Source organism: Bacillus sp. ISL-78 (genome assembly GCF_018613455.1).
GTDB classification, from domain to species: domain Bacteria; phylum Bacillota; class Bacilli; order Bacillales; family DSM-1321; genus Peribacillus; species Peribacillus frigoritolerans.
Genome location: NZ_JAGGQC010000008.1, coordinates 342,832 through 355,079, shown reverse-complemented (window position 1 = coordinate 355,079; position 12,248 = coordinate 342,832). Strand labels below are relative to the sequence as shown.

Here is a 12,248-nt window from a genome sequence, read left to right as displayed (position 1 = left end):
CTCTTTTCAAAGATGAACTAATTTGACATTTGTCGCCGTTTGAACTTTCGACGCTGATCTTTCATGAAAATGGACCAGAAATAATAGAACCCTGGGACTAATATCGCAAAGCCCACGATATACGTGGCAAAGACGGCCCGGAATGAGGTTGGATCGGTAAATCCTGAAATAATCGTGACATTTGGATAGATGATATAAGGTAAATGGGCGATACCATAAACATAACTGCCGATTAAATACTGTATAATAATCGCAATGACAGCGAGGCGTGGCATCCCTTTAACCTCCTGCTTAGAAAAATAGGGTAGGTACAATGCTATCCCGCTAATGATGAAAAAAATGAGCGAGACGAATAACAATGCAGAGTTTTTCATCATTCCTTGGTAAATCCAATTCGCTTCGTTTCTTAACGTGAGCATGACCAACAGAGCCATGACCAACATAAGCGGTCCCGTTATCATCGCATCCCTGCGATATATTTTATATGCTTTCATTTCGTCGGCCTGTTTTGAGTAATCGGACAGGAGCAAAGATGATAAAAAAAGCGTGCTCATTATTCCGAACCCGACAAATGCATACTCATTCGGACTCGTGAAAAGTTTAGATAAATTCAATTCTTCATTTCCTCTCACGCCCTCGACAAACCCAAGATGAGTGATTGGCAATACGCTGATTAATAGCCCCGGTATGATCAATCCTGTCAATCCTGATATATACGTTAACGCTTTTTCATATTTGTCAACGCTATGCGAGAAAACCAAGAAAGCACTCCTAATACATAGAAGAACCAATATCAGGCTCGCGGGAACGATCAATGCTACCCCAATCGGGAATACCGCACCTGGAAATAAACTGTAAATCGCAATGACAAGACCAACCACAAATGTATTCGTCACTTCCCAAGTTGGTGATAAATAGCTATTCGCTATCTTGGTAGCATTCGTCTCTTCCTTTTTAATGTAAGTCATTGCCCAAAAGCCCGCCCCGAAATCCATAGAGGCCATGATGGCATAAAGAAAAATAAAGCCCCAGACCAGTGTTATTGCAAGAAGAGCATCACTCATGCGCCTTCCCCCCTTTTATGAATTCGAATCGAAAAGTCTTACATCTTTCTGTTCGGCCTTATATATATCATCCATTACGGAATGACGTTTGAAATAATACAAAAGTGTAAACACGACAGAAACGCATAAAATGATATATACAATAATGAACATCGTGAATAAGAATCCAAGGTTTTCGTACGAAGTAACAGAATCCTCCGTTGTCAGCATCCTGTATATCGTCCATGGCTGTCTGCCGGTACAGGCAAAAATCCAACCGCATTCTATGGAAATCACCGAAAGCGGCCCTGATGCAACAAACAGCCAAAGAATCCATTTCGGATATGTCTCCTTTTTCAGCCATTTATTCCATACCAATGCAAACAGTGCCAACGCGATTAAGCCTGAACCAATCATGACCATGGCGTTGAATAAGATATGGACATAAAGCGGCGGCCAATACTCTTCCGGAAAATCGTTCAAACCGGTCACAACCGTATCGAAACTATTACCAGAAAGAAAGCTTAATAACCATGGAAATTCAATCCCATACTTCACTTCCTGGGCTTCCCTATCGGTATAACCGAACAAGGTAAGTCCGGCATGGTCCTGTGTTTCAAACAACCCTTCTGCCGCCGCCAGTTTTTCCGGCTGTTCCCTATATAAATGCTGTGTTGTCGCATGACCGTTCAATGCCGTCAAAAACGAAAAAACCAAGCCCAAGACAATACTGAGCCTCAGTGCTTTTTGGTGAAAATTAAATTCAGCAGTGCCATATTTATTTTTCAGCATCTTATAGGCTGCAACTGACGCTACGACAAAAGCGCCTGTAGTATATGCAGTCAGCGCCGTATGGCCTGCCGTCACCAAAAAACTTGGGTTGAAAAATGCCGCCCAAGGGTCGACATCGACGATTTCCCCATTTTCAAACCGGAACCCAGCAGGTGTCCCTTCAAAAGCATGGACATTCGAAATCAAAACAGCCGAAGCCAATGCTCCGAATGCAACAAAGAATAAACTCACGATTCGGGCCCATGGCTTGATTTTTTCAGCAGCATACACATAGATTGACATGAACAGTGCTTCAACCATGAATGCATAAATCTCGATCTGGAATGGAAGCGCCATGACGCGTCCAATCACTTCCATGAATCCAGGCCATAATAGTGAAAGCTGCACACCCGCAATCGTACCAGTCGGAATCCCGACCCCAAGTAAAACCCCTAAGGTTTTGGTCCAGCGTTTAGCCATGACGACATACTGTAAATCCTTTGTCCTTTGATACATCAATTCCGCTGCCAACATCATCATCGGCAACCCGACACCGATTGTTGCAAATATGATATGTACAGCCATATTCGTCCCGAACATTGCGCGGGCCATTTGTATATGATCCATACTGTCTTCCTTTCTACCCTTTGTCTCTTGGTAGTATCTCCTCTATAAAGGAAAATATTTAATAATATTCCACAAACTAAGTTTTCATAGGTTTTACAGAAAGTCAGCATTTTACTTAACGATGTTTTTGGTTCATTTATCATCAAATATTCTATCGAGGTTATTTTTGATATATATAAATTCATTGGATTTTAAGATTTCACAAAGCACTTAGATGAGAAATTATAGAAGATTCTTCATAAAAGGTGACCCTAGAGGAATATGATAGCGTAAATCCCTTATAGAAAGTGTAACAAGAGAGGAGAAAAACACTTTGTCCTTTACCAAAGATCCGCTATCTCCAGATCAAATGCTTGCTGTGATCAGAAATGGCCTGGGGCCTTCCCCAATCCCCAAAAAAATCATTATCCTTGGTGCCGGCATGTCTGGTTTGGTTGCAGCATCCCTTTTAAAACAAGCGGGGCACGATGTTACGATATTGGAAGCAACCGGGAGAGTCGGAGGGCGTGTTTTGACGATACGGGAGCCGTTTTCTGAGGGTTCCTACCTTGAAGCCGGTGCCATGCGCATTCCGAATTATCATTATTTAGTTGCTGAATACATCAAGAAGTATGGTTTACAAGTCAATACATTTGTGAATGCGACTCCTAATGACCCCATTTATGCCAATGGAATCAAGACGACCTCTACCATATATCAACGGAACCCGGATATACTGAGGTACCCTGTAGCTCCCCAAGAAAGAGGTAAAACCGCTGAAGAATTACTCAACATGGCCATTAAGCCTGTGACTGACTTCATCATTCAAAACCCACGTAGAAATTGGGAAATAGTCATTAAAGAGTTTGATAAATACTCCATGAGCTTTTTTTTACAGTATAATCCAGTTGGGATCAGTCTATCTACAGGGGCGATTGAAAGCATCAAAGTCCTAATGGGTTTAGAAGGATTCCCGGAACTTTCTTTTCCGGCCATACTTCGGGAGCTTATGCCGCTCTTTAATCCAGACGTGAATTTTTTTGCAATCGATGGTGGAAACGACCGGCTTCCATATGCTTTTCTGCCGGAATTGAAGGATAATCTTAACTTCAGATATGAAGTGACAAAAATCATCCAACATGATAATCAAGTCACCATCCATTCCAAACATACTCAAAGCCAAAACCCCTTAACGGTTACCGGTGACCTTGCCATCGTGACGATTCCTCTTCAATTGCTGCAATTTATAGATATTGAACCCCGGAATTCCTTTTCCCATAATAAATGGAAGGCAATAAGGGAACTACATTATGCTGCTTCCACTAAAATTGGACTTCAGTTCACTCATAGGTTTTGGGAAAAGGAAGGTATCTTCGGCGGTAAATTGACGACCGATTTACCCATTAGATTTTCTTATTATCCCAGCCAAACGAGCAACCAGAGTGAATCCGGTCTCATCTTAGCAAGTTATACATGGGAAGACGACGCCACCTTATGGGATATTCTCCCAGAGAATGATCGTATTCAACATGCATTGAAAAATTTGGCAGTGATTCATGGGAAACAAGTATATGATCATTTTTTATCAGGAGCTTCCTATAGCTGGACACTGAATCAGTATGCCTACGGCGCTTTCTCCATGTTTAAACCTGGTCAGGAGACTGACTTGTTTCCATACATCCCAACCCCTGAAGGAAGGGTCCACTTCGCTGGCGAGCATACATCAACCGTACCTGCCTGGATTGAAGGAGCCATTCAATCCGGCATCAGGGTTGCACATGAAGTGACGAACCTGCCTAGGACATTCAGTGGGCCTTGAATGGACCATTTCCTTGGTTATGTAACTCAAAGGCAAAAGGAGCTTTTTTCAAATTATTAAACATGGTTGATTGGAGCAGGTGTGCGAGACTCCTGCGGGAATAGCGAGTCCAAGGTAGACCCCCACATGCGCAATGCGCCGAGGGCGGACTGTACGCTGGGAAAAGCGAGTGCCCTACGTTCCAATCAACGTCCAAATTTGTTCAAGCAAAAAAATGTAGACAAACTCGATCTTCATCAATTTTGTATACATTCTGATACCCTCCAATCGGAAGGTTCTTCTTATGATTATTCACTTTATCCCTCCTTTTGAACCAAAGTCTACAATCCTTATGTCCACTTCATAATTAATATCTGCTTCACTGAAAACTTCGTCCCATTTCTGCTTATTTTTCTCCCAAAACTTTGGATGCTGATTTTCCACATAACGATACAATCCCGCTACTCCTGTTTTATATTCATGCTGTAATTTGTATGCGATTTTCTTGACATCCTTTTTCACTTCATCCTCGGCAATACGATCAATCTCTTTTAAATAGGCTTTTTCAAAAGAATTCTCCTTACCATACCAGTCTTCCGAAAGTCTTCCTGTGTACCCGACCTTTATATTGATCGTCAAATGATCACCGTTCAATTCAGTCGTGATTTTCCTCCTTGTCCTATTGATCACTTCAACACTTAAAGGCTCACCGTTTTGGGCCGCTTCGATTACTCCGCCCTTTACCTCTCCGTTCAACCAATTTAATGCAGCAATATCCTCATCATTCATGACCGCGACCAACTTTGAATTGTTGATCACCCCTGCACCCTCCAAAATTAATTTCTTACCTTTGATATCAACGGCCTGAATGGCAAAACTCCCATCTGACTGCAAATTTGAGGATGCTTTGCCCAGTGTTAAAGGCGGAAGAATCTTATTCGTTCTGTTCTCATTATCTTTCAAATCATAGATTACATTCGAAGGAATTTCCCCATCGTCAGATAGTCCCAAAATTTCTTTCGTCGGTCTCTTCGTTAAATAAACATGACAGCTTCTCCTTGTATTATTATCGCGAATTGACTGATTAATGATCGCTTCCATCGGGAATTTCCTTAATACATCTTCATTAATGAGGATGATACGCTGATGATTGGTTAATACCGTATTGGTTATGAGTAAAGAATCCCTAATTGCTTCATGCAGCGTTTTTGCACTGACGGTAACATTTTTATATTTCAGTTGAGCCTGATTCTCCTGAACACTATTTCCTGGAGGCACCAGAATTTGCTGTGTTAACATGATTTCGTCATCCTTTTTGCCTTTATCGATCCCCACTCCCACCACAAGGGATAATTCTTCTATATTTTCACTGTCCCAACAGCCTGTAAGCAAAGGAATAAGCAAGATCAACCATAATATTTTCATCCGCTTTTTCTGCTCCTTTTCACTTGAACGATTATGAATGTAATAATTGGCAAGCCAATCAATATAACCGGAAATAGATATCCAAGTAAATCGCTCATTTTAAAAATGTCAATTATATCTTTAGGGATTTTGGCCAGAAAAAAAACGACAGGAACCAAAACTATGAGGTTCGTTGTATATGAATTGCTAAATATTTTAGTCATCCCTTCTGCTGCGAAGAAATAGTAAATCGCATGTGTTAAAAAAAACTGAAGAATCCAGGTGATCAAGAGAAATAGCTCCATACGCTCTAAAAATATCCCTGTTACTTCAAAGGACTGAATAAAGGAAATGGTTGGCCAAGTAACTGCTTTGACTTCCGGGACAGTCAGTGTAGCCACTACCAATACATATGTAATCACATATAAAATCAGCGGGATGAAAAAACCGATTAAAACGCCATTTCTTATCTTGTTTTGATTTTTAACGACGCCAAACAAAAAGATGAAAAGTTCAATTCCAAAAAAAGACAAAGTTCCGGAACCCATTCCCTTAATGACAGGGAGAATTCCTTTCGCGAGAACAGGCTGTAGGTTTCTTATCTCGACTACCCTAAGACTGAACAAATAAATGAGCAAGACGATGACGATTGTCAAAGGAAGAAAGAAGACACATGCCTTTGCTATAGCTTTTATTTTGCCTGTCAAGAGATGGACACTCGCTAAAATCATGGTAAGAATCACGATCTCAACCGGGGTTTCCTCCAACAAATAAAAGCGGACCATTTCACTCATCGCAAGAACTTCAAAGCTGGCCACGCCTATAAAGTACACCACCACGACCAACCCAATAAGTTTGGAGAGCCATTTTCCATAGGCCTCCTCCATGTATGTGTAATAGTCAGCCACCTTATGTTTTTTTAACAGAACAACCAATAAGCATAACAAAAGGGCTATAGCGATCCCAGTTAAAATCAAGACGATCCATCCATCTGTCGAATGGATTTTTTCCGTTATCGTCCTTGGAAGCGTCAGCATGCCAATTCCTAGCATGCTGCATGAAATGATCGCTGCCAATTCGCCACTAAGGATTTTGCCTTCGGATTGACCCAAGAGAATTCCCCCCCTTTTTCCGTTTCGGTAACCGTATGAAAGCATCCTTCCAAGTTTTTTTACCGAAAAAATCCATTGGTTGAAAATAAGATTCTTGAAAGCTGGTCAATTTTGATAAATGGCTGATAACGATTATAAAGAATAGGGTGGTTCCGTATAAACCTAAAACGGCTGCAAAAATCATCGCCCCGAACCTTAAAGCCCTGAATGCCAATCCAAAGCTATATTGTGGGACCGTAAAAGAGGTAATCGTCGTGATCGAAACGATAATGACCATAAGGGAACTTACAATATTCGCTTGAACGGCTGCTTGGCCAATTATGACTCCGCCCACCAATCCAACCGTTTGACCAATGGGCGATGGGAGCCGAATGCCTGCTTCGCGAAGCAGCTCAATCGTTACTTCCATGATGATAGCTTCAACAAACGGCGGAAATGGCACGTTCTCCCTCGTACCAGCGATGGTCATCGCTAATTCCGATGGCAGCAAACCAGGATTGAATGAAACCAAGGATATATAAATCCCAGAAAGAAAAACTGTAACAAATAAAGAAAAGTAGCGAAGTATACGCAAAAAAGTTCCTGCAACCCATCTTTCATAATAGTCATCCGGTGACTGCAGCAGCATCGTGATCGTCGTTGGTGCCATCAAAGCAAATGGCGATCCGTCAACCATGATGACCACCCTTCCCTCCTGCAATGCAGCCAATACTTTATCTGGACGCTCCGTATTTTGGATCTGTGGGAAAGGGGTTAACGCTGTATCTTCAATTAATTCCTCGAGCATCCCCGAGTCTTGGAGATCAGTAGCTTTCACTTCATTAATCCGTTTATTCACTTCTTTTAGCAAAGAATCGCTCGCTTTTCCTTCATAATAGATCAATGCAACTTCCCGTTTTTCCATCGTCCCGAATTTCTGTTGTTGGACGATAAGGCTGGGATGGTTTGAATATTGCCTTATCAAGCCGATATTTTCCTGAAGACTTTCGATAAAGCCCATTTTCGGTCCCCGGACAACCCTCTCTGTAGAAGGTTCACTAAACGTTCGGTTTTTTTCCTTTACCAGGTTCAAGACATACCCTTTTACCATCCCATCTATAAATAAAAGCGTTTTTCCGTCAAAAATATGCTCTTTGGCTGTTTCATATGTTTCAACATCCTGTTCCCTGACTGAACATATTTTGGAAATGACCAGCTGTTCGATAGAAACCCGATGCCTGGTTTCAACCTGGGCAGCCGATAGATCAAGGACAATCTCATTGAATGCAGGATAATCCATCGTTCCATTGACAAATACGAATAATCCCGAAACTTCGTAACCGGGAATGAATATCCGTTTAAATACTACATCATCCTGCATATCCAATTCAGATTTCAATTCTTCCTGCTTTTGATCCAATTTAATATGCAAGGGTTTACTTTTCATGGTGAACTCCTTTGGTTAAATGGGTTTTTATATTCTCAGTTTCCTCTATTTACAATTTTTTTATGCGACAGGAAATGAAGGCAGCTTTTAACACCAATTTATTTAATGAATTTCCTTTCTGATGCGAGCTTCATTAGCATCCAAAATGGTTAATTTGTAATTAAATTGCAAATGCTAGGATAACTAGCTTTAGTTTAGAGGTGACAGCATTGTTTAACCGCAGAACATTCAAAAAAAAACCCAATCAACCCAACGAAAAAAATGATGAATTAAATAAGGTTTCAGAAGTAAGGGATCTATTCAATACCCTTTCTTCATCCAATGATTTCATAAACCATCAAGGAACATATAATGGTGTAGGCTATTGGGTATCTTTTTATCGCTCTTTAATTGATGCACAGGAACTTCATGAAAGTGTTCTTTCTGTCATACCTACTCTGGAAACGATAAATTTGGAGCAAATTAAAGAGAACGTTCCTATAGCAAATACACTAATCACCAGTACCAAGGTTGTAATCGAAGATAGGATCATGAGAGGCGAAATTGCACTTCGTTTAGATGGAAATCTTGATGAATGCCTATTAATCAATGTTGCGGCCCAACAAGGAAGGCAAGTTAATAAACCTGAACTTGAATTTGGAATCATAAGTGCACAAGAAGCTTTTGTCGAGGATATTGATATCAATCTTAATTTAGTCAGAAAAAGGCTGCCTATCCCTGGGTTGCAAGTAAGTGAAATGACTGTGGGGTCCTTGTCTAAAACTAAAGTGGCAATTTTATCGATAGAAGGGATCGTTGATCAGGAAAATGTTGACAATGTTATACAAAGGATCAATGACGTAGAATTTGATGAAATATTGGACGGGTCATATCTCGCTCAAATGCTTTATGATAATTCAAATACCTTATTTCCCCTTTTTCTAAATACGGAAAGGCCTGATCGCATCGCAAGTGCATTGGCTGAAGGCAAGGTAGCCTTGTTAATCGATAGGTCGTCCTCTGCACTTATTACACCAACCATTTTGCTGGAATACTTCATCACCATGGAAGATTATAATATGCCTTGGATTCCGGCTTCTGCTTTCCGTTTATTAAGGATATTTGCGGTCGCTTTTTCGATATTTGCTACTCCCATTTATGTAGCCGTGCTGACCTATCATTATGAGCTGATACCTAAAGATCTTTTGGAAACAATTGTTACCTCAAGGAACTTAATACCTTTTCAGCCTTTGATTGAAGCATTATTCTTGGAGATCTCCATAGAGTTATTACGGGAAGCGGCTGCCAGGCTGCCAACGAAGGTAGGTCAGACATTAGGTATCGTCGGCGGTATCGTTATCGGTCAAGCGGCCGTTGTTGCTGGTTTGACAAGTAATATCTTATTGATCATCGTTGCCCTATCGGCATTGGCATCATTTGTTACTCCCATTTATAAAATGGGTAATGCCATACGGCTGCTGCGGTTCCCCTTTTTAGTGGGAGCCCAGATTTGGGGGCTGCTCGGCATTACCATAGCGGGCGTGTTTTTGATGACCCACCTTATCAAATTAACGTCGATGGGACACCCATACCTTGAACCGATATACCCATTTCGCATGCAAGATTGGAAAGATAGCTTTGTCCGGCTTCCCTTTAATCTGTTCAAGTCACGACCTGTTAATTTACGTCCTGATGATACTTCTAGACAGCCGCAGCCCAAAAAAGCAAGAATCAAAAAAAATGATTTTAATGAATGATCTAAATGAGGGTCCTATATGAACCAAGCTGGAGTAAATGAAAAGTATAAAGTGTCACCGTTCTATGTGTTTTTTTTAGTGCATTCCATGCAAACGGGAATAGGCGTTTTAAGTTTTCAAAGGGTTTTAGCGAAAACAACGGGAACGGATGGCTGGATTTCGATATTACTAGCCGGCCTGATCGTTCATATAATGATTTGGGTCATATATAAAATCTTCAGTTTCGTCCCTGGTGATATCATTTCTGCAAATAATCTTGCATTCGGGAAGTGGATCGGGAATTTCTTCAGTCTATTATTCATTCTTTACTTTTTGATCCTAGGGATGACAGTCATGATTAGCTATATCTATGTCATACATGTATGGATGTTTGAAGAGGTACCATCTTGGGCGTTTGCTCTAGTATTTCTGATCCTGGTTTATTATATAAATACGGGAGGGTTCCGAACGATTACGGGTATTACCTTTTTAAGCTCCATTTTGACATATTGGCTTTTATTTGTCCTATTCTATGCCATGAAATACTCTGAATTCACCAATTTGCTCCCTGTTTTCCACCACACTCTATTGGATATATTGAAAGGAACTAGAAGTACTTCATTAACAATGCTTGGGTTTGAAATGATCGTGATGTTTTATCCGTTCATCAAAGATGCTAAAACTTCACAAAAATATGCTCATGGAGGGGCCTTAACAACAACCTTAATAACCGTATTCGTTTATTTGGTTTCCATTGTTTTTTATTCACAAAAACAGTTGGAACTGACTATATGGCCGACACTGTCATTAACCAGTATTGTCGAATTGCCCTTTATTCAACGATTTGAATATATAGACGTTTCTTGGTGGGCCATCGTTATCATCCCCAACATGACCATTTCCTTGTGGGCTGCAAGCCGGGGTTTCAAGCGACTATTCAATGTTCAGCAAAAGTATCCATTATGGGGAATGTCCATTATAATCCTGCTTACCAATATATTTGTTTTTGATGTTGATTCACTATATATATTGCGTAAAATCGTCAATCCATACGGCGCACTCTTTATTGCTTTATACTTGCCTCTTCTTTTGGTCGTCATTTATATAAAGAAAATGAGGAAACGTTTATGAGAAAATTGATTCTTGTTATATTGGCTTTTCCCCTCCTTTGCAGCTGTGCCCAGCCAAGAGTGGTTGACGAAGTCAATATGTCCCAAGCCATTGGCTACGATATTCTAAAGAATGATACTGTCGAAGGAATGTTCGTCATCCCTATCTTCCAACAGGATAAGATGGGTAAATATCAAATCTTAACTGGAACATCGTCGACAACGAGTGATGTCCAGGCTGTCGTTTCCAAAAAAGCGGATAAGCCGGTATTGCTAGGACAGACACGTATAGTTTTATTTAGCGAGAAAATGGTTCGTAAAATCGGAATGACAGAACTGACCGATTATCTCTACCGTGAGCCTCAACTTGGAAACAGGGTCATTTTGGTTGTCGTTGAGGGAAAGACCAAGGATGTAATAAATACGAAACCACCAAATACGAATGTGAATATTGGTATCTTTTTATCGGATTTGATTAATCAACAGAATGAAACAGGTAACGGACCGGATACTAACCTCCATCTTTTTTTAGGAAACGCTCTAGAAGCTGGCGGCGATTCGTATCTTCCTTTAATTAAATTAATTAATAATGAAGTTGCGGTTTCTGGAGTCGCCCTTTTTCATGAAAATAAAATGGTCACGAAAGTTCGAACGGGTGATATGTTCATTTTTAAGACATTAGTTCAAAATCATAGGCGGGGAATATACAAATTCAAATTAAAAGACAAGAAAAAAAGCGATATCGTTGTAGAAAGCATCCGAAGCGGTTCAAGTTATGAGGTATCCAAATCAGATAGTAGTCCCTCCATCACGATTAAACTCAAAATTAAAGGACAAATCAAGGAATCTATGCGAAGTGAAAATCTTACAAATAGAAAGATGATAAAAAAAATCGAACAGGCAATGGAAGATGATTTAACCAAGCAAGCAAACCGTCTTATTAAAGATTTTCAGAAAAAATCCCTTGACCCGATTGGCTTAAAGGAAAAATACCACGGCAAAAATAAACAACTGACCTATGAACGATGGAAAATGATTTATCCGAAGATGGACATTAACGTAGAAACCAAAGTTAACATCATCCAAACCGGGGTCTCTGAATGATGAATTGTCGATAGCCCATTTAGAAATCTTCACCTGATCGGAAAAAAACTACTTTCATATTAAATTGCTGGTGAAAAGCCCATTTATTCAAAATGCATGGCTGGCAGATGCTTTTGAAACAGCAAGAATTGTGGTTAGCCGGATAAACGAATCTGATTAT

Annotated in this window: 9 protein-coding genes; 4 read left to right on the top strand and 5 right to left on the bottom strand. The window is 40.4% G+C overall.

Features of this window, described 5'->3' with window-relative positions:
• Nucleotides 1-17 precede the first annotated feature (17 nt).
• Together J7I96_RS11490 and J7I96_RS11485 are read right to left on the bottom strand one after the other, a co-directional pair.
• Nucleotides 18-1,064, bottom strand: coding sequence for a cytochrome d ubiquinol oxidase subunit II (locus J7I96_RS11490; protein ID WP_214768099.1), 1,047 nt, complete (start codon nt 1,062-1,064; stop codon nt 18-20).
• Between the two features lie 15 nt (nt 1,065-1,079).
• Nucleotides 1,080-2,441 carry a cytochrome ubiquinol oxidase subunit I gene (locus J7I96_RS11485; RefSeq protein WP_054396021.1) on the bottom strand — a complete coding sequence of 454 codons (1,362 nt, stop codon included), beginning with the start codon at nt 2,439-2,441 and terminating at the stop codon, nt 1,080-1,082.
• Nucleotides 2,442-2,790: 349 nt separating this feature from the next.
• Between J7I96_RS11485 and J7I96_RS11480 the strand changes: the two genes are divergently transcribed.
• Entirely contained in the window at nt 2,791-4,239 is a 1,449-nt protein-coding gene (locus J7I96_RS11480; RefSeq protein WP_214768395.1) for a flavin monoamine oxidase family protein, read from the top strand.
• Nucleotides 4,240-4,530: 291 nt separating this feature from the next.
• Here the strand turns inward: J7I96_RS11480 and J7I96_RS11475 are convergent, their stop codons facing one another.
• From J7I96_RS11475 to J7I96_RS11465, 3 genes are read right to left on the bottom strand one after another with little or no spacing between them, the layout of a single operon-like run.
• Nucleotides 4,531-5,643, bottom strand: coding sequence for a Ger(x)C family spore germination protein (locus J7I96_RS11475; RefSeq protein ID WP_214768098.1), 1,113 nt, complete (start codon nt 5,641-5,643; stop codon nt 4,531-4,533).
• Complete coding sequence (locus J7I96_RS11470; RefSeq protein WP_214768097.1) at nt 5,640-6,734, bottom strand: GerAB/ArcD/ProY family transporter; 1,095 nt, start codon at nt 6,732-6,734, stop codon at nt 5,640-5,642. Before J7I96_RS11470 ends, J7I96_RS11475 begins: the two co-directional genes overlap by 4 nt.
• The gene (locus J7I96_RS11465) at nt 6,706-8,160 is read right to left on the bottom strand and encodes a spore germination protein (RefSeq protein WP_214768096.1); all 1,455 of its coding nucleotides are present in this window, start codon (nt 8,158-8,160) and stop codon (nt 6,706-6,708) included. The genes J7I96_RS11470 and J7I96_RS11465 overlap by 29 nt, the downstream gene beginning before the upstream one ends.
• 209 nt (nt 8,161-8,369) lie before the next feature.
• Between J7I96_RS11465 and J7I96_RS11460 the strand changes: the two genes are divergently transcribed.
• Genes J7I96_RS11460 through J7I96_RS11450 form a run of 3 tightly spaced genes read left to right on the top strand, consistent with a single transcriptional unit; the run spans nt 8,370 to nt 12,088 of the window.
• Nucleotides 8,370-9,896: a spore germination protein gene (locus J7I96_RS11460; RefSeq protein WP_214768095.1), complete on the top strand. Its 1,527-nt coding sequence runs from the start codon at nt 8,370-8,372 to the stop codon at nt 9,894-9,896.
• Between the two features lie 18 nt (nt 9,897-9,914).
• Nucleotides 9,915-11,006: a GerAB/ArcD/ProY family transporter gene (locus J7I96_RS11455; RefSeq protein WP_214768094.1), complete on the top strand. Its 1,092-nt coding sequence runs from the start codon at nt 9,915-9,917 to the stop codon at nt 11,004-11,006.
• Entirely contained in the window at nt 11,003-12,088 is a 1,086-nt protein-coding gene (locus J7I96_RS11450; protein ID WP_214768093.1) for a Ger(x)C family spore germination protein, read from the top strand. Before J7I96_RS11455 ends, J7I96_RS11450 begins: the two co-directional genes overlap by 4 nt.
• Nucleotides 12,089-12,248 lie beyond the last annotated feature (160 nt).

Excerpts from the sequence above, each read along its gene's own strand:
- J7I96_RS11450 (WP_214768093.1), top strand. The coding sequence starts at position 11,003 with ATGAGAAAATTGATTCTTGTTATATTGGCTTTTCCCCTCCTTTGCAGC.
- J7I96_RS11490 (WP_214768099.1), bottom strand. The coding sequence starts at position 1,064 with ATGAGTGATGCTCTTCTTGCAATAACACTGGTCTGGGGCTTTATTTTT.
- J7I96_RS11465 (WP_214768096.1), bottom strand. The coding sequence starts at position 8,160 with ATGAAAAGTAAACCCTTGCATATTAAATTGGATCAAAAGCAGGAAGAA.
- J7I96_RS11480 (WP_214768395.1), top strand. The coding sequence starts at position 2,791 with ATGCTTGCTGTGATCAGAAATGGCCTGGGGCCTTCCCCAATCCCCAAA.
- J7I96_RS11455 (WP_214768094.1), top strand. The coding sequence starts at position 9,915 with ATGAACCAAGCTGGAGTAAATGAAAAGTATAAAGTGTCACCGTTCTAT.
- J7I96_RS11475 (WP_214768098.1), bottom strand. The coding sequence starts at position 5,643 with ATGAAAATATTATGGTTGATCTTGCTTATTCCTTTGCTTACAGGCTGT.
- J7I96_RS11485 (WP_054396021.1), bottom strand. The coding sequence starts at position 2,441 with ATGGATCATATACAAATGGCCCGCGCAATGTTCGGGACGAATATGGCT.